Annotated in this window: 16 protein-coding genes; 8 read left to right on the top strand and 8 right to left on the bottom strand. The window is 60.9% G+C overall.

Annotated elements, in window-relative coordinates; genetic code table 11:
• The 3 genes from ACQZ5N_RS14720 to ACQZ5N_RS14710 all read right to left on the bottom strand — a co-directional run bounded on the left by ACQZ5N_RS14720 (position 1) and on the right by ACQZ5N_RS14710 (position 3561).
• Complete coding sequence (locus ACQZ5N_RS14720) at positions 1 to 945, bottom strand: ABC transporter permease (protein WP_448733303.1); 945 nt, start codon at positions 943 to 945, stop codon at positions 1 to 3.
• Complete coding sequence (locus ACQZ5N_RS14715; RefSeq protein ID WP_448733302.1) at positions 942 to 2435, bottom strand: sugar ABC transporter ATP-binding protein; 1494 nt, start codon at positions 2433 to 2435, stop codon at positions 942 to 944. The genes ACQZ5N_RS14720 and ACQZ5N_RS14715 overlap by 4 nt, the downstream gene beginning before the upstream one ends.
• Positions 2436 to 2538: 103 nt before the next feature.
• A complete protein-coding gene (locus ACQZ5N_RS14710; protein ID WP_003522041.1) occupies positions 2539 to 3561 on the bottom strand; it encodes a substrate-binding domain-containing protein in 1023 nt (340 codons plus the stop codon).
• 304 nt (positions 3562 to 3865) lie between these two features.
• Here ACQZ5N_RS14710 and ACQZ5N_RS14705 point away from each other — a divergent pair, with 304 nt between their 5' ends.
• Positions 3866 to 4261 carry a (R)-mandelonitrile lyase gene (locus ACQZ5N_RS14705; RefSeq protein ID WP_448733301.1) on the top strand — a complete coding sequence of 132 codons (396 nt, stop codon included), beginning with the start codon at positions 3866 to 3868 and terminating at the stop codon, positions 4259 to 4261.
• Positions 4262 to 4418: 157 nt separating this feature from the next.
• Entirely contained in the window at positions 4419 to 5378 is a 960-nt protein-coding gene (locus ACQZ5N_RS14700; RefSeq protein WP_020811089.1) for a LysR family transcriptional regulator, read from the top strand.
• 143 nt (positions 5379 to 5521) lie between these two features.
• On the opposite strand, the gene ACQZ5N_RS14695 is transcribed toward ACQZ5N_RS14700, so the two are convergent.
• Positions 5522 to 6772: a Zn-dependent hydrolase gene (locus ACQZ5N_RS14695; RefSeq protein ID WP_448733300.1), complete on the bottom strand. Its 1251-nt coding sequence runs from the start codon at positions 6770 to 6772 to the stop codon at positions 5522 to 5524.
• Positions 6773 to 7319: 547 nt separating this feature from the next.
• Between ACQZ5N_RS14695 and ACQZ5N_RS14690 the strand changes: the two genes are divergently transcribed.
• Positions 7320 to 8636: an MFS transporter gene (locus ACQZ5N_RS14690; protein ID WP_233283611.1), complete on the top strand. Its 1317-nt coding sequence runs from the start codon at positions 7320 to 7322 to the stop codon at positions 8634 to 8636.
• Positions 8637 to 8697: 61 nt separating this feature from the next.
• Complete coding sequence (locus tag ACQZ5N_RS14685; RefSeq protein ID WP_448733299.1) at positions 8698 to 9336, top strand: RraA family protein; 639 nt, start codon at positions 8698 to 8700, stop codon at positions 9334 to 9336.
• 88 nt (positions 9337 to 9424) lie between these two features.
• Here ACQZ5N_RS14685 and ACQZ5N_RS14680 read toward each other — a convergent pair whose 3' ends face one another.
• The 3 genes from ACQZ5N_RS14680 to ACQZ5N_RS14670 form a co-directional block, all read right to left on the bottom strand.
• Positions 9425 to 9829 (bottom strand): RidA family protein, encoded by a 405-nt coding sequence (locus ACQZ5N_RS14680; protein ID WP_448733298.1) that lies wholly within the window; start codon positions 9827 to 9829, stop codon positions 9425 to 9427.
• Positions 9826 to 10788 (bottom strand): bifunctional Delta(1)-pyrroline-2-carboxylate/Delta(1)-piperideine-2-carboxylate reductase, encoded by a 963-nt coding sequence (gene lhpI, locus ACQZ5N_RS14675; protein ID WP_448733297.1) that lies wholly within the window; start codon positions 10786 to 10788, stop codon positions 9826 to 9828. The genes ACQZ5N_RS14680 and lhpI overlap by 4 nt, the downstream gene beginning before the upstream one ends.
• A 119-nt stretch (positions 10789 to 10907) precedes the next feature.
• Positions 10908 to 11807 (bottom strand): LysR family transcriptional regulator, encoded by a 900-nt coding sequence (locus ACQZ5N_RS14670; RefSeq protein WP_448733296.1) that lies wholly within the window; start codon positions 11805 to 11807, stop codon positions 10908 to 10910.
• 136 nt (positions 11808 to 11943) lie between these two features.
• Between ACQZ5N_RS14670 and ACQZ5N_RS14665 the strand changes: the two genes are divergently transcribed.
• Positions 11944 to 12717 carry an SDR family oxidoreductase gene (locus ACQZ5N_RS14665; protein ID WP_020811096.1) on the top strand — a complete coding sequence of 258 codons (774 nt, stop codon included), beginning with the start codon at positions 11944 to 11946 and terminating at the stop codon, positions 12715 to 12717.
• Between the two features lie 164 nt (positions 12718 to 12881).
• On the top strand, positions 12882 to 13760 hold the full coding sequence (locus tag ACQZ5N_RS14660; RefSeq protein WP_448733295.1) for a hypothetical protein: 879 nt from the start codon (positions 12882 to 12884) through the stop codon (positions 13758 to 13760).
• A 19-nt stretch (positions 13761 to 13779) separates the two neighbouring features.
• Here the strand turns inward: ACQZ5N_RS14660 and ACQZ5N_RS14655 are convergent, their stop codons facing one another.
• The gene (locus ACQZ5N_RS14655; RefSeq protein ID WP_059761019.1) at positions 13780 to 14814 is read right to left on the bottom strand and encodes a LacI family DNA-binding transcriptional regulator; all 1035 of its coding nucleotides are present in this window, start codon (positions 14812 to 14814) and stop codon (positions 13780 to 13782) included.
• 139 nt (positions 14815 to 14953) lie between these two features.
• On the opposite strand from ACQZ5N_RS14655, the gene ACQZ5N_RS14650 reads away from it, so the two are divergent.
• Both ACQZ5N_RS14650 and ACQZ5N_RS14645 read left to right on the top strand, forming a co-directional pair.
• A complete protein-coding gene (locus tag ACQZ5N_RS14650; RefSeq protein WP_174022340.1) occupies positions 14954 to 15988 on the top strand; it encodes a Gfo/Idh/MocA family protein in 1035 nt (344 codons plus the stop codon).
• 12 nt (positions 15989 to 16000) lie between these two features.
• Entirely contained in the window at positions 16001 to 16903 is a 903-nt protein-coding gene (locus tag ACQZ5N_RS14645; RefSeq protein ID WP_080820441.1) for a sugar phosphate isomerase/epimerase family protein, read from the top strand.
• Position 16904: the final 1 nt, after the last annotated feature.

The following is a 16904-nucleotide window of genomic DNA, read 5'->3' as shown; positions in this document are numbered from 1 at the left end:
TCAACGCCTCGTCACCAGAACACCGCCGGCCAGCGCCGTCAGCACGATCAAACCCTGCACCAGTGTCTGGTACTCGAAGGGCAGGCCCGCAAAGAAAATCACATTACCGATCATGCCGAGCACCAGCGCGCCGGCAATCGACCCTGTCGAGCTGCCGAAACCGCCCGAAAGTGCGGTGCCGCCCAGAACTACGGCCGAGATGGAGGAAAGCGCCAGACTTGCACCCAGCAGCGGGTCGCCGGAGGCGGTCTCACCGGTGAGGCAGAGCGCCGCCAGCGCCGAGAACAGGCCGGAGATCATATATGCGCCGATGCGGATGCCCGAAAGGCGCAGGCCCGTCTGGAAGGCCCCGGTGCGATTGCCGCCGACGGCCAACAGGTGCGTATGAAACGGAATACGCGACACGATGAGGGTGAAGGCGATGCCCCCAATCAGCACCCACAGCACGAAGGGCAAGCCGATGAAGCTGCCGGAATAGGTCTGCCAATAGGCCTCCGGCACCGGAAGACCCGCCTGCGGCAGCACCCAGATTGCCAGCCCGGCGAAGATGATGCCGGTTGCGAAGGTGGTGACGATTGGCTGGAAGCGCAGGCCGGAGATGAAGAGGCCATTGACCAGTCCGCAGAGCAGCCCGACAGCCGCACCCGCCGTCATGCCGGCGAAAACGGCGCCCGTCGTGCCGCCAAGTGCTGCGATGACGCTGACGGTAACGACATTGGCGAGCGCCACGATGCTGCCGACTGACAGATCGATATCGCCCGCCAGAATGACATAGGTCTGGCCGATGGCCACCAGGATCAGTGGCAGAAACGTCGTCAGGTTCGATTGCAGCACGGAGGGCTGAACGAAGGAGGGTTGCAGAAACGTGTTCACGGCGATGAGAAGCGCCAGTACGACGAGGGTGATGACCCATGGCTGCCTGCGCAGAAAACCGGAGGCGCTCATGCGGCATCTCCATAGGCGGCGCGGGTCATGTTTACGGATGTCATGTCGGCTCCGGTCAGTTCCGCAGAAATGCGTCCACCGTTGAACACAAGAATGCGGTCGGCATATTCGAGGATTTCCGCATCCTCCGAGGAATAAAGAAGGATGGTCGCGCCGGCATCGGCCTGCTGCCGCATCAGGGCGAAGAGATCGGCCTTCGCGCCAAGATCGATGCCCTTGGTCGGATCGTCGAGCAGCAGCAGTTTCGGTGCGGTGGCGAGCCAGCGGGAGATGAAGATTTTCTGCTGGTTGCCGCCCGAAAGCGTGCCTATCGGCATATCCAGGCCGGCGAATTTCGTCTTCATGTCGTCCGCGACCTTCTGCACACGCGGCTTCAGCGTCACGGGACGGACCAGCCGCATCTTTTCGCGCACCATCAGCGCCGCGACGAGATTTTCGAAGATCGACCGACCCTGAAGGGAAGCGTCACGGCCACGATCGCCAGAGACATAGGCAAAACCACTATGAACCGCCTGCGACGGCTTGCCGATGGTGATTTCACGACCCTCAAACCGGATTTGGCCGGTAGCAAATGGGTTGGCACCGAAAAGACCCTTCAGCAAGGCCGACTGGCCCTGACCCTGCAGGCCGGCCAGACCGACGATTTCGCCCGGATAGGCTTCGAGAGTGACATCGCGAACGCCTTCACCTGCAACATCCGCCAGCTTCAGGCTCGGCGCAGCAGCCGAACGCCCGTTCTGACGGGCAGGAGCGGCCCGGACATCGCCGACCATGTCATGCACAACGGCTTCTCGCGTGGTTGCCGCCGTATCGAGTTCTGAAATCGTCGCGCCGTTCCGCATCACGGTGATACGGTCGCAGACCGCGAAAACCTCATCGAGACGATGGGAAATCATGATGGTGGAGACACCGTCGGCCTTCTTGGCCCGGAGAATCTCGAAAAAGCGCTGGGACTGACGGCCATCGAGCGCCGCCGTCGCCTCGTCCATGATCATCAGGCTGGCATTCTGGGCGAAGACCTTGAGGATTTCGACGAGCTGGCGCTGATCGGGCGGCAGATTGCCGACAATCGCATCCGGCTCCAGCCCTTCGCCAGCCACGCCGTCAAACAGCGCGATCAGCCTCGCCGCTTCCGCCTTCAGCGCCTTGCCGTCGACAAAGATGCCCCGTTTCGGCTCGCGGCCGAGAAAGATATTATCGGCGACCGAAAGCTGCGGAACGAGGCTGAGCTCCTGATAAAACAGCGCAATACCGGCATTTTCGGCGTCCCGCGGGCTTTTGAAGCGCACGTCTTCGCCGTTGAACTTGATCGCACCACTGGTCGGCGCAACAGCACCCGCAACGATCTTGCAGAGCGTGCTCTTGCCGCAGCCATTGGCGCCCAGAAGCGCGTGAATTTCACCGCGACCGACGGTCAGCCTGCCGTCGGAAAGCGCACGCACGGCGCCAAAATTCTTCGTTATGCCGGCCGCTTCCAAAGCGTTCGCCATCGCATGTCCCCGAATAATGCTTGTCACAGGCGGCCGGCCAAGGCCCGGTCCGCACTCGAAATTCTGGTTCGGGCCGGCGCTTGTCGCCGACCCGAAACGGCTCTTACTTGAAGAACTCGCCGGCCTGCTCCGGCGTCACGGTCGCCGTGACGGACCAGTAGCCCGGCTTGCCATCGGCGGCCTTGATGTTGTCGGCAAGGTTGTCATTGCTGACGAAGGGGATCGGAATATAGATGGCGTTACCATAGGTGCCGCCGAAAATGCCGTCCTTGAATTCCTTACCCTGAAGCTTCAGGACAGCGACGTTGAGCGCGCTGGCCATGACGCCCGGAGGATTGACCGAAGCGCCGGAATTGAACTTTTCCTTTTCCCAGCGGGTCATGAAGTCCTTGCGGATTTCACCGGTCGCGGCAATGTCCTTGGTCTTGCCGGCGGCTTCGATGGCGCGCCATGCGCCGTCCGCCATGCCGTCCTGCACCCACACACCGCTGATATCGGGATAGGTGGCGAGCAGGTTCTGCATGGCCTGCTGGCCCTGCGCCTGATCCCAGCTCGCATTGGCTTCGTTCAGCACCTTGATGTCAGGATATTTCTTGAACACTTCGCGATAACCGGCAACGCGGGCTTCGTTGGCGGGGTTGCCGGCGATGCCGTTAATGGCGACGACGCTTCCCTTGCCCTTCAGCGCATCCGCAAGCCATTGCGCGGATTGCGCCGCCCATGCCTTCTGGTCGATGCCGACATAGAGCGCATCCTTCGAGGACACTTCGGCGTCGGTTGCGATGACGAGAATATTGCGCGCCTTGGCCTGCGCGAAGATCGGATCGAAGGCCGTCGGGCTGCCGGGATTGATGAGGATTGCATCAACGCCCTGGTTCATGAAATTGCGGATATGGCCGATCTGCCCCTGCACATCGACGTTGCCGCTCTGAACGACAACCTCAACCTTGACGCCCTTTTCGCCCCACGCTTTGGCGGCAGCCTGAGCCTCTTCGATCATCTGCGTGCGCCATTCGCTGCCGACGAAAGAATTGGAAAGACCGATCTTGAAGCTCTGCTCCTGGGCATGCGCCGACGTGCCCGCCGCCAGCACCATAGCGGCAGCAGCCATCAAATGTCTAAACATGAAATTTGCTCCTCCAAGCACGGTTTTTAACTAATGAAACCGTTTACATGCGCAAATGTAACCGTTTTCATAAATGAGTCAATCCCGAGAATGATTTTTATCCAAGGGCGTGAAACGGCGGCGGATGAGCGGTTCCGACCTGCGGAAAAGGCTTGAAAAATCGAGACATGGGCCGGAACCGGCGCGGCACGGAGCTTCGGAAAACGTCCTTGGCCGGCAGATCATATCGGTTTTCATTTCACTGTGGACAATGGGAGTATTCCCGCTTCAAATCGCCTCGAGTCAGCCATCAGGAGAACGACCAATGGAAATATTGCGCGCAGGAACACGGGCATCGGCGAAAGGTCCCGAGGCATGGTTCACGGGGCAGGTCCGCATCGATCCCCTCTTCAACCCCTTTGATGCCGAGCGGGTTCAGGGCGCTCAGGTCACCTTCGAACCCGGCGCCCGCACCGCCTGGCACACCCATCCCCTCGGCCAGACCCTGATTGTGGTTTCCGGCCTCGGACGGGCGCAGCGCGAAGGCGGCCCGGTGGAGGAAATCCGTCCCGGCGATACCGTCTGGTTCGCACCGGGAGAAAGGCACTGGCACGGGGCCGCACCCGATGTCGCCATGACCCATATTGCACTTCAGGAGGTCAAGGATGGCAAGGTGGTGGACTGGATGGAACAGGTGACGGATGACCAATATCGCGGCTGACGCAGCCGCGCCGACGTGGCGGGCCGCTTTCCGCAGGCCCGCCGGAGAATAAAATCGCGTCCCCGGCCAAAAGCGCCACTCTTTGCAGCCGGTGGACGTTTTTCGCCGGCAAAAATAGCTATAAGATGCAACCGCAATTCATTCGAGGAACGCATCGTTGTCACGTTATGCCCCCCGCATCCAGCATCTAAACTGGAACCTGCTGCGGACCTTTCTGGTCATTGTCGAGGAAGGCAGCATCACGCGGGCGGCCAACCGGCTTTTCGTGCGCCAGCCCTCGGTAACCGCCGCGCTGCAAAAGCTGGAGGAAACGCTGGGGTGCCAGTTGATACAGCGCGACAGCCGCCGTTTCGTGCTGACGGTTCAGGGCGAAATGCTTCGTCAGGAATGTGCTGAAATTTTCCTGCGTGTCGAGCGTATCGGTGAAAAACTGTCGACCGAGGCGGATGACCTCACGGGTCAGGTGCGTGTCCTCATCGTCACCAATCTCGTGCTGCCACAGCTCGATCAGGCGCTGCGCCAGTTGCGGCGGCGTCATCCATCCGTGACCATCCGTATCGATGTCGCCAATACGCAGGATATCGTTCGCGCCATCGGCCAGAAACAGGCCCCATTCGGCATTTGCCTGCTGCCGAAACCGCTTGCCGGAATGGACTGCAAATTCCTGCTCAGGGAAACATTCGGGATTTATTGCGGTGCTTCCCATCCCTTTTACGGTCGTGGCGACATCACCATGGAGGAATTACGGCAGGAAGCCTTCGTGGCCTTCACCTGCAGCCAGGAAGGCGGCGCGCTGGAACCGATGATCGCCCTTCGCGACGGCGTGGGGCTCGGCAAATGGACCGTCGGCTCCAGCCCGCATATGGAAGAAGTCCGGCGAATGATCATCGCCGGCATCGGCGTGGGAATCCTGCCGCTGGATGCGGCGCGCGGCTTTGAGGAAGATGAGCTTTGGCAGATCCCGCTGCTTCAGGATTCGCTCGGAGCCGACGCCTATTTTCTTCGCAACCCCGATATGGACCTCGGCGGCGCCGAGCGGGCATTCCTGACTATTTTCGAAAACGAGCTTTTCGATGCGCAGGCGGCGGCAGCCCTTGTGGAAACGGGGAGCGAATAGGAAAACGGCGAAAAGCGGTCGCACTTTTCGCCGTTCCCTCTAAATCCAGCAAAAGCGGACCCCGGCGCTGCCGGCCGGGAATACGCTAAAACAGAGGGCTGGAGCCTTTTCGCGCTTCGCAGAAAAGCGAAAGCGCTCCAGCTTCAGTCCGCGCGGTTCGCGCGCTCCAGAACGGCTTGAACCAGCACGTTAACACCGGGTTCGATGTCGGCAATCGTGACGTTTTCCGCCTCGTTATGGGAAAGACCGCCCTCGCACGGCGTGAAGATCATCGCCGTCGGCAGATACTCGGCGACATGCATGGCGTCATGCCCGGCCTCGGTAAGGAGGTCCATCGAGGAATAACCAAAAGCACCGGTGGCATTGCGGATGAGTTCGATGCAGCCGGCGTCGAAATGCATGCCGCCATAGGCCCAGCCTTCCTTGACGACGATCTTGCAGCGCGAGCGCTCTTCCAGCTCGGGAAGTCTCGCCTTGAAGGCCTCGAACATGGTGCTGACAACGGCATCGTCGGGGTGGCGCATGTCGCAGGTCATTTCCACGAAATTCGGCAGCGCACCGAGGAGATTGGGTTCGGCCCTGATGCGCATCGTCGTGGACTTGCCGCCGGTCTCGTGATTGGCCCAGCCGATCTCATTGATCGCCAGCGTCACCTCAGCGGCACCCACCAGCGCATTCTTGCGCGCCGGCATCGGCGTCGGGCCGACATGGCCAGTCTCGCCGTGCACTTCCACCACGAAACCGCGCACGCCGAAAGCGCCGGTAACGATGCCGAGTTGTTTGGCCGCTGCCTCCAAGCGTGGCCCCTGTTCGATATGCAGCTCGAACAGACTGTCGAAAGCCTCCGCCGAAATCGCGTATTTACCCTTGAAGCCGATGCGCTCCAACTCGCCGCCAAGCGTAAAGCCATCGCGATCCCTGCGGGAATAGGCGAATTCCGCCGCCTTGGCGCCGGTAAAAACCGCCGAGCCAATCATCGGCGGCTCGAAACGCGCGCCCTCCTCATTGGTCCAGTTCACAAGGGTGATCGGCCGGCGTGTGGCAATCGCATGGTCGTTCAGCGTGCGCACGAGTTCCAGCCCGGCCAGCACACCAAGAATACCGTCGAAGCGGCCGCCATGAACCTGCGTGTCGAGATGGCTGCCGACCAGCACGGGCTTCGCATCCGCATCGGTTCCTGCCCGTTCGGCGAAGATATTGCCCACCGCGTCGATCCTGACCGTCAGGCCCGCCTCCTCGCACCAGTGAATGAACTGGTGCCGCATCGCCGCATCCTCGTCGGAAAGCGCCAGCCGCTTCAGGCCGCCCTTTTCGGTCGCGCCGATTTCGGCGGAACGCATCAGCGTCGCCCACAGGCGTGACATGTCCGGCCGGATATTGCTCAATCTCTTCATTTCGGTCCCCTGTTATGGTCGCGCGGCAGCAATGCCCCGGCGTAGCCGGCAGCCCGCAGACGACCTCTTTTCACTCCGTGGAATGACAAAGGGGATAAGACCAAACCGGAAAATTCAAAAATAGATAGATTCGATACTTAGAATAAGAGTGGCGGTCTTTGCGGCCGAAAAAGAAATTTCAGCCGGTCAAAAGACAGGCAGGGACTGCGCAGCCGAGCGGCAAAGAAAAACAGCGCCTGCGATATTTCCCTGATTTTATTATCTATTTCAAAATTCATAGGCGGCGCCGAGATGCCCGAAAATGCCCAGGATTTGGTCTATAGCGCGGCCCTATGGAAGAAATCTGCATTATCTATTTGTCGGGAGCCTCCCGCTTTCCCATCATTGCGCAAAACAGGGGAACATCGCAGCATGTCGGACTGACGGAGAGAACCGAAAACGGTTGCTCCGCCGGAAATGGCTATCGTCATCTCATGCCTTCGGCGTGAGGCCGCTCCGCTTCGTCGTTTCCCCGTTTTCCTTCACAGCAACATAAAGGGGAATGTTCATGCAAGGGGAAACCGCACTCGTGGGCTCCGTCGAGAAACAGCCGGTTGGCGTTCGGCGGATCGCCGTCGCAAGCGTCATCGGCACCACTGTCGAATGGTACGATCTTTTCGTCTTCGCCACCGCTTCGGCGCTGGTCTTCAACAAGGTCTTCTTTCCGAGTTTCGATGCGCTCGTCGGCACGCTTCTGGCCTTCGGCACCTTCGCCTCGGCCTATCTCGCCCGCATCGTCGGGGCAGCGCTTTTCGGCCATTTCGGCGACAGGATCGGCCGCAAGTCGATGCTGCTCGTCTCGCTGGTCATGATGGGTGTGGCAACCTTCGCCATCGGCCTTCTGCCGAATTACGAACAGATCGGCGTCTGGGCGCCCATCCTGCTTCTGGCGCTGCGCGTCGTGCAGGGTCTCGCGCTCGGCGGCGAATGGGGCGGCGCGGTGCTGATGGCGGTGGAACATGCGCCGCAGAACCGGCGCGGCCTTTATGGCTCCTGGGTGCAGATCGGCGTTCCGGCCGGCACATTGATCGCCAACCTCGCTTTCCTTGCCATCGGTTTCACCATGGCGCCCGAGGACCTGATTTCCTGGGGCTGGCGCATTCCGTTCCTCGTCAGCATTCTTCTGGTCGCCGTCGGCGCCTATGTTCGGCTCAACACCGCCGAAACGCCGTCCTTCGCCAAGGTGAAGACGGAAGAGGCGACCGTGCGCGTGCCCTTCTTCGAGCTGCTTTCCAAATCCTGGAAAACGGTTCTTCTCGGCGGCATCGCCACCATGTCCACCGGATCGTCCTTCAACCTCATCGTCGCCTTCGGCCTGAGCTATGGCACGCAGGCGCTCAACATCTCCCGCAACGAGATGCTGGTGATCGTACTGATTTCCTGCATGGCGTGTATTTTCCTTTTGCCGCTCTTTGGCCTGCTTTCTGACAAGGTCGGCCGCCGGCCGGTCATTCTCGGCGGCATTCTAGCCGAAGCGCTCGTCGCTTTCCCGATGTTCTGGCTGATGGATACCGCCACCTTTGCCGGCGCACTTGCGGGCTACCTGCTGATGATGACGGCCTTTGCCGCCAATTACGGCCCGATCGCCACCTTCCTCGCCGAACTTTTCGGCACCAAGGTCCGCTATTCCGGCCTGTCCATCGCCTATATGCTCTCAGGGGTTCTGGGCAGCGCGCTTACTCCCGTCATCACCACATGGCTGCTTTCCGCCACCGGCAGCGGCGCTTCCGTCGCTTGGTACATGATCGGCTCCGCCCTGCTCTCGGCCGTCGCCCTGCTGGCGCTGACCGAGACCGTGAAACGCGATCTGGCCAAGACCAACTGATCCATATTGCCATATCACAGACGCCGGCCCCCGCGCCGGCGTCTTTCTTTTGGAGACACCCATGGAAAGTCCCGACACAATCAACGAGGCGCTCGAACTGCTCCGGAGCGTCGAGACGGCAACGATCGGCCATTTCAGATCGGATGGATTCATGGATCCGGCGATGCAATGCGTGATCGACAGCGTTCGCATCGCCGGTCGCGCATTGACCGTCAGCCTGCCGGGAGACGACGGGACGGCGCTTCCGCATGCCCTTTCCCGCGCCATGCCCGGCGATATCCTCGTCATCGAGCGACTGAGCGACGACCGGCACGCCTGCTGGGGCGCGGTCATGACCGCCGCAGCGCTCGCGCGCGGTGTCACCGCCGTCATCCTCGATGGTTATGTCACCGATATCGGCTCGATCCGCAGCGCCGGCCTGCCGGTCTGGTGCCGGGGACGCTCGCCCATCACCACCAAGCTCGGAGGCCGGGGGAATGTCGCGGGGCCGGTCGTCTGCGGCGGGGTCAGGGTTCAGAACGGCGATATCGTGCTGGCCGACGAAAACGGCGTCTGCATTTTGCCACCCGAGGAAGCATTGGCAACGGCACGGCAGGCTCTCGCCATTCAGGAAAAGGAGCCCGGCATCATTGCTAGGCTCGAAAAGGGGGAAGATATCGTGGCGGTTTATGGACTTTCACCGCTGGAGCAGTCCACGTAAAACCGGCCCGTAATCTTGCGCCCCAAGAAATGCATGTGGGCGCGTCAGCCGATCCGGCCGACGCGCCGTTTTTCATGCCCGCCTGCCCTCAGAGGACAGCAAGGCACTCGATTTCGATATCGAAGGGCAAGGTCCAGGGTTTGATGGTTGCCGAGGTGCGCGCCGGAAAACCGGCTGCGAAATATTCGCGGTATATGTCGTTCACTGTGCCCATCAGCGCTGCATCGGTGACATAGACGGTGGTCTTGATCACATCTTCGAAGGTGGCGCCCGCTGCGGCCAGTGTCACCCGCAGGGCTTCCAGCGAGGCCCGGGTCTGGGCGGCGATATCGCCCCTGACGATGTCGCCCGTCTCAAGATCGACGGGCGGCATGCCGCAGGTGGCGACGATGTTGCCGGAGCGGACAAGCGCCGAGGTCGGCGCGCCCAGCCGACGGATCGCCTCTGAAACCACCGGCACTTCAAGGATTTCGCGTTTGGCCATGTCTGTCATCCTTTTCCGTTCAGCGTCGCGGCCTCATAGACCATGGTGGCCGCCGCAAGATCGGCGAGCGCGGTTCCGACAGCCTTATAGAGCGTGATCTCATCATCGTTACTGCGCGCAAACCGGTTTGCCCTGCAAAGTCCGGCAAGCGTCGACCTGACGTTTTCCTCCGAAAACAGGCCCGCTTCGATCGGCTGAACGAGATCGCCTGCTTCGTGCAGCGCTTCCTCCGTATCGATAAAGACCGAGGCGCGGCCTATGGCTTCGTCATCCGCCTCGCGCATGCCGGGCGTGAAGCCGCCGATGAGATCGACATGCGTGCCGGGGCGCAGCCACGCGCCCCTGATGAGCGGGGTGGTGGCGAGCGTCGCGGCGCTGACGATATCAGCCTGGGCAACCGCCCCTTCCAGATCATCGACCACCGTGGCCGCAAGCCCCGACGCCTCGATGCTTTTCGCCAGCCGCTCGGCATTGCCACGATCGATATCCCAGACTGCCACCTGCTCAAGCGGTCTGATGGCCCGATAGGCGTCGGGAATAAGGCTCGCGACACGGCCGGCGCCCAGCACCAGAAGCCGGCTGGCATCCTTGCGCGCAAGATAATCCGCTGCAAGCGCCGACGCCGCAACAGTCCGGCGGCCGGTGATGACATTACCGTCCAGCGTGGCCAGCTGAATGCCTGTCTGCGCATCGTAAAGCATATAGGTCGAGGTCAATCCCGGCAGGTTTCTGCCGGCGTTTCCGGGAAAGACGGTGACGATCTTGATCCCCAGATAACGGGTGGACTGCCGTGCGCCGTGCCAGGCCGGCATCAATAGCAGTGTCGCGGCGGCTTCATTTGGCACATCGATCGTGTGGTGGTGCCGCACAGGCATCTCACAGCCTTCCGCAAAGGCGGCGGCAAGTGCCTTGATAAGCCCGTCAAACGGCAAAAGCCCGGCTGTTTCCTGTGAATTGATCGTGAGCATATGCGCCTCCCTTCAGATTTCTGGCGGAGATCAAAATGGCGCAAGCGGCTGCACTTTATAACGCCGAATCTCGCTATGATAAAAATAGGCTGGAGCATCGCCACAGCAGGCATGTTGGGCTACAGAAGCCGTCGCCGCAGCAGCGCCTCCAGCCACTCCGCAAAGACCTGCAGCCGCCGCGACAGATGCTGTCGATGGGGATAAAGCAACGTCATCGGCATTGGCTCGGCCCGATGGGTCGGCATGACCTCGATGAGGTCGCCGCTCTCCAGATGCGGCCTGACGTCGTAAGCCGGTATCTGGATCAAGCCGAGACCGGCAAGACAACAGGCGATATAGGCTTCGGCATTGTTGACGGTGACGCGGCCGCGCATGGAAAGCGAATGCAGTGTCTCGCCTTCGATCCATTCCCAGTTTTCCACCCGCCCGCTGGAGGGCGACGCGTAATTGACCGCCCAGTGGCGGGAAAGACCGTGGGGCGTTTTCGGCGTTCCGTGGCGCGCCAGATAGGAGGGGCCTGCGACATTGATCAACGGTAGCTTGCCTATCGGCCGCGCGATCAGGCCGGAATCGCTGAGCGGTCCGACGCGCAGCACGCAATCGATATTGTCTTCCACCAGATCGACGGCGCGGTCGGTAACGCCGAGGGCTACGTCGATCTGCGGATAAAGTTCGAGAAATTCCGGGAGTGCCGGTGCGATGACCAGCCGCCCGATCCGGCCCGGCACGTCGATCCGCAACCGGCCCGAAGGCTGCGCCGCCGTCTGCCGGAAGAGATTTTCCGCATCTTCGACATCGGCGATCAGCCGCTGGCAGCGCTCGTAAAAGGCCGAACCATCCTCGGTTGGCGAGACCTTGCGCGTCGTGCGGTTCAGCAGCCGCGCACCGACACGCCCTTCCAGTTCCTGCACCGCCGCCGAAACCGAAGAGCGCGGTATGCCGAGCGTATCGGCGGCCCGCGTGAAACTCGCGCAGTCAACGACACGTGTGAAGATACGGAACAGGTCGATACGGTCCAACCGAAAACATCCCATTGTGCGGCTTTTCTGACAAGTAATGTCAGAATAAGCGCCTTTATCACGCAAAGCTAGACGATATCCTGCTGCAACGAAAGCGGCCGCCAGTTGGCCGAGCACGGCAAAAGGAGGCCGACCCATGACAGACCATTCCCTCAAGGGCAAAACCGTCATCATCGCCGGCGGCGCGAAAAATCTCGGTGGATTGATTGCCCGCGATTTTGCCGGCCAGGGCGCCCGCGCCATCGCCATCCATTATAACAGCGCCGCAACCAGGGCCGATGCCGAGGCAACCGTGGCCGCCGTGAAAGCGGCCGGCGCTGAGGCCGTCGCCCTTCAGGCCGATCTCACCACGGCAGGCGCGGTCGAAAAGCTGTTTGCCGATACCGTCGCCGCCATCGGCCGCCCGGATATTGCCATCAACACCGTCGGCAAGGTGCTGAAAAAGCCGATCCTCGACACGTCGGAAGCCGAATATGACGAAATGACTGCCGTTAACGCCAAGTCGGCCTTCTTTTTTCTCCAGCAGGCCGGACGCCACGTCAGCGATAACGGCAAGATCTGCACCCTCGTGACATCGCTCCTGGGCGCCTTCACGCCGTTTTACGCCAGCTATGCCGGCACCAAGGCCCCGGTGGAACACTTCACCCGCGCGGCGGCCAAGGAGTTTGGTGAACGCGGCATCTCGGTGACGGCAATCGGTCCCGGACCGATGGACACACCATTCTTCTACGGTCAGGAAACGCCGGAGGCGCAGGCCTATCACAAAAGCGCCGCCGCTCTTTCCGGCTTCTCGAAAACCGGTCTCACCGATATCGAGGACATCGTTCCCTATATCCGCTTCCTCGTCACGGATGGCTGGTGGATGACCGGCCAGACCATTCTGGTCAATGGCGGTTACACCACGAAATAGTTGCTGCCGGATGGCACACCGGATCAGGCCGGCGGCTGGATGCCGCCCGGCATGAGACGGGTCCCGGAACCGCAGTACCAAAAAATATCGAACATCATCTGGCCTGAATTACACGCACCGGTGTAAAACCCTGTCATCCTGTTGATGGAAGCCGGGGGTGTCGGATGAATTCAGAGCGTCGTGGAGTTCTCGCATTTCTGGGCGGCCTTGTGCTGGCAAGGCCGTCTCTCAGCGCGGCATCGAGCCAGCCCCCAGCCTTTGCCGCATCCCGCTCCAGTTACAAGCCACGACATGTCCTTTGTTTTCTCGGCGCGGAAAATGGCCTGGCGGCGCTCCAGAAGAGCGCAAGCGCCGCAGTCGATGATTTTGCGCCGGATTTCAGCCTGGATGAAGACTATTCACAGGATGAGCCGGACGACCGGATGGAACGCTCGTTCAATGTCTGCTGGGATCGCGTCGACCCCGATGCCTACCAGCCGGAGGATGAGGAAGCCGTCGCCGGGCACGGCTCGGTTCTTTATGTGCTCAGCCCGCCCATGGATGCCGAAACGGCTGTGAAGACATCCGCAAACGCCCTCAGATTCGTACAGCATATGCTCGATCACGGCGCTGTCGCCGTGAAGGGTGAAAGTGCGGGCGTCGCCCATGGCGCAAGGCGCTGGAAGCAGCGTTACGAGCAGTCGCGTGGCGAGGCGGCCGCCGATGACGGGATGGCGCTTGCCAGAACCTGCCGCCTGGCTTTCGCACGCCGCCCCATAGGAGACGATGCCGAAGGCATGATGAGCGTTGGGTTTCACCTGATCGGCTTGCCCGATGTGCAGATACGCTTCACCAAAAAAGACCAAGACCAGCCATCGACGAACGCCGAACAGCTGAAGATCGCTGCCTTGATAGACGATATCGCCGAGCAAATGGCGCGTGAAGGCGTTGAAGCCACCCTGAAGGACCGTCGCGCCACCCTCTCCGACGACGAACGGTATGAGGAAGACGAATATAAATTCAATCCTTTCGGCGTCGTAAGCGTTGACGGCTTCAAGCTTTGACGTTCCCGCACAGCGACGGCTATGGGGCGGGGGCCGGGTCGCTCTCGCCGGCCACCAGAAGCATGGGCCACACACAATGGCGGGCCTGATCGGGGTAAAAGGGCGCGTAGGCCGGCATGGTCGATAACAGCGTCTGGGCCACCGTCACGCCGAGATCATGCAGGGACATGCGGAAACTGGTCAGCCGAGGTTCCAGAAACTGGCCGCGCGGGCCATCGCGGAAGCCGATGACGGCGAGATCGCGCCCCGGTTTCAGCCCCACTTCCGCAAGCCGGCGATAAAGACCGACCGCCATCAGTTCGTAGATCAGCACGATCGCCGTTGGCCGGGGCCGCATCTGCAGCCATTCGCTGGCGGCGTGATAACCGCCCTGCTCGCTCGATTTCGCGCGGATGACCAGCGAGGAATCGTAGGCGATGCCATTGTCTTCCAGCGCGCGCCTGTATCCTTCGAGAAAAACATAACCGAGATTGATATCGCTGTCGGGCACCGCCACAGCAATCGAGCGATGCCCGGCAGCGGCAAGGCGGTCGACCGCGTTTTTCGCGACGCCCTCGAAATCGAGGTCGATCCAGGCGTGAGTGTCGCTGGAAGCGGTCCGGCCGAGCGCCACGAAAGGCAGCCGGGTCTGTTTCAGGAAATCCACACGTTTGTCGATCCGTCGCGTCGCGGAAATGATCATCGCATCCACCATGCGGCGCGCCACCATGCGCTTCAGATATTCATCCGGATCCTCTTCCCCCGGACAGGGCAGAACGATGAGATCGAGATTATGCCCGGAGAACACGCTTTGCAGACCGTCCGTCACACCGAGGAAGAAGTTGTCGGAGTTCTCCACGGTCTGCGCGTCGCTGCCGGTCATCAGGCCGATGACATTGGTGGTTCCCTGCCTGAGGCTGCGGCCGGACTGGTTAGCGACATAACCCAGCTTTTCCGCCGCTTCGAGAACACGCCGCCGTGTTTCTTCGTTCACATCCGGCTTGCCGTTCAGGGCACGGGAAACAGTGCCTATCGATATCTCCAGATAATCGGCAAGCTGACGAATTCCTTTCATGCACTCCCCTCCCAGGCCCGGCGCGCAATCGACGCGCCCCTTAACGGTCTTGACATATCTAACATCATCGGCATAGTCTCGTAAACGTTTACGACGCTCTGCGCAAAGAGGAGTTTGCGAAAGAGTCCGGGGAGATGAGATGACTTTCAATGCCGTTTTATGCGGGTGCGGAGCCATGGCCAAAGGCTGGTTGCGTGCCATTCAATCCACGCCGGAAATCGCCGGCGCGATCAGGATCGCCGGTCTCGTTGATCTGAACGAGAACACGGCCCGCGCGCTTGCCGAAGAATTCGCCCTCACCGACGCGGTTATCGGCACGGATCTGCGCGAGGTTCTCGCTAAAACGAAAGCCGACATCCTTTTTGATATCGTCATCCCGCAGGCGCGCTTCGCCGTGGTTGAGGCCGGTCTCGAGGCCGGGTGCCATGTGCTCAGCGAAAAACCGCTTGCCGCCTCGATGGAGGAAGCCGGCACGCTGGTTGAACTGGCGAAAAAAGCCGGAAAGATTCATGCCGTGGTGCAAAACCGGCGGTTTGTGGCCGGAATCCGGCGGCTGCGCCGTGCGCTGGAAGACGGCGTCATCGGCGATTTGACGGCCATCCACTGCGATTTTTTCCTTGGGCCGCATTTCGGCGGCTTCCGCGAGGAGATGAAGAACGTCCTGCTTCTCGACATGGCGATCCATACCTTCGATGCGGCCCGTTTCGTCGCCAATGAAAAACCCCTCTCCGTCTTCTGCGTGGAAAAGAACCCGGCCGGCTCATGGTATGCCCATGGCGCAAGCGCCAACGCCATTTTCGAGTTCTCGAATGATGTCGTCTTTACCTATCGCGGCTCCTGGTGCGCCGAAGGCGAGCGGACCAGCTGGGAAGCGCGCTGGCGGCTGATCGGCTCCAAGGGCATGATCCTCTGGGACGGGGAAGACAATTTCTCCGCCTCCGTGGCCGGCGACGAACAGGGGCTTCTGCGCGGCTTTAGGACCGTAAACGTTTCCGAAGCCATTTCCGAGAAGGATACGCGCGGCCATGCCAGCGTCATTCTCTCGTTCCTTCAATCCATCCGCACGGGTGAGATGCCGGAAACGGCCTCCTTCGACAACATCAACAGCCTTGCCATGGTGATCGGCGCGATTGAAAGCGCCCGCCTCGGCCAGCGTGTTTCCATTGCAGCATAAGGACTGAAAGACGTGAGTAATCCGGCAACATCCATCCGCATCGGCACCATGGTCAGCGCCACCAAGGGACAGGCGGCCGAACGCATCGGCCAGATCGCCGATCTCGGCTTTGAAAGCTTCGAGCCGTTCTTCTGGCAGACCACCAACGGTCAGGACCTTGCCGAACTCGGCAAGCGCTGCCGCGAGGCGATCGGTGAGCGCGACATCACCATCAGCACGCTCGGCATGTTCGGCAATCCACTGGAGGAAACCGACATCGACCTTGAGACATTGCAGGGCTGGAAAGACTGCATCGACAATGCCCACCATTTCGGCGCGACCTGCGTTGCGGGTTTCACCGGTCGGCTTCGTGGCAAACCGCTGCCGGAAAGCCTTCCCCGATACAGGCAAATCTGGAGCGAGCTTGCAAAACGCGCCGCCGACAAGGGCGTGAAGATCGCCTTTGAAAACTGCGCCATGGACGGCAACTGGCAGACCGGCGACTGGAATATCGCGCACAATCCCGACGCCTGGGAACTGATCTTCAACGAAACGCCGGACGAGCATATCGGCATCGAATGGGAACCCTGCCATCAGATGGTCTATCTGATCGACCCGCTGCCGCAGATCCGCAAATGGGCGGACAAGATTTTTCATGTGCACGGCAAGGACGCGACTATCCGCTGGGATGTCATTCGCGAGCACGGCATTTTCGGCAAGGAAAAATTCGTCTTCATGCGCACGCCGGGTTTTGGCGACAGCAACTGGACGGACATTATTTCCGAACTGCGCCTCGCCGGCTGGTCCGGCTCCATCGACATCGAAGGCTGGCATGACCCCGTCTATCGCGATGCGCTGGAAATGACGGGCCAGGTGCATGGCCTGAATTATCTGAAGAAATGCCGCGGCGGCGATTTCGTCGTCGATCCGACATAAC

It is taken from the genome of Agrobacterium sp. 22-221-1 (assembly GCF_053522445.1).
This window is presented reverse-complemented; position numbering and strand designations above follow the sequence as displayed.

What these genes read in the sequence shown, in the direction of transcription:
- ACQZ5N_RS14650 (WP_174022340.1), top strand. Translation starts at nt 14,954, where the DNA reads ATGACTTTCAATGCCGTTTTATGCGGGTGCGGAGCCATGGCCAAAGGC.
- ACQZ5N_RS14655 (WP_059761019.1), bottom strand. Translation starts at nt 14,814, where the DNA reads ATGAAAGGAATTCGTCAGCTTGCCGATTATCTGGAGATATCGATAGGC.
- ACQZ5N_RS14690 (WP_233283611.1), top strand. Translation starts at nt 7,320, where the DNA reads ATGCAAGGGGAAACCGCACTCGTGGGCTCCGTCGAGAAACAGCCGGTT.
- ACQZ5N_RS14695 (WP_448733300.1), bottom strand. Translation starts at nt 6,772, where the DNA reads ATGAAGAGATTGAGCAATATCCGGCCGGACATGTCACGCCTGTGGGCG.
- ACQZ5N_RS14720 (WP_448733303.1), bottom strand. Translation starts at nt 945, where the DNA reads ATGAGCGCCTCCGGTTTTCTGCGCAGGCAGCCATGGGTCATCACCCTC.
- ACQZ5N_RS14715 (WP_448733302.1), bottom strand. Translation starts at nt 2,435, where the DNA reads ATGGCGAACGCTTTGGAAGCGGCCGGCATAACGAAGAATTTTGGCGCC.
- lhpI (WP_448733297.1), bottom strand. Translation starts at nt 10,788, where the DNA reads ATGCTCACGATCAATTCACAGGAAACAGCCGGGCTTTTGCCGTTTGAC.
- ACQZ5N_RS14665 (WP_020811096.1), top strand. Translation starts at nt 11,944, where the DNA reads ATGACAGACCATTCCCTCAAGGGCAAAACCGTCATCATCGCCGGCGGC.
- ACQZ5N_RS14660 (WP_448733295.1), top strand. Translation starts at nt 12,882, where the DNA reads ATGAATTCAGAGCGTCGTGGAGTTCTCGCATTTCTGGGCGGCCTTGTG.
- ACQZ5N_RS14705 (WP_448733301.1), top strand. Translation starts at nt 3,866, where the DNA reads ATGGAAATATTGCGCGCAGGAACACGGGCATCGGCGAAAGGTCCCGAG.
- ACQZ5N_RS14680 (WP_448733298.1), bottom strand. Translation starts at nt 9,829, where the DNA reads ATGACAGACATGGCCAAACGCGAAATCCTTGAAGTGCCGGTGGTTTCA.
- ACQZ5N_RS14710 (WP_003522041.1), bottom strand. Translation starts at nt 3,561, where the DNA reads ATGTTTAGACATTTGATGGCTGCTGCCGCTATGGTGCTGGCGGCGGGC.
- ACQZ5N_RS14685 (WP_448733299.1), top strand. Translation starts at nt 8,698, where the DNA reads ATGGAAAGTCCCGACACAATCAACGAGGCGCTCGAACTGCTCCGGAGC.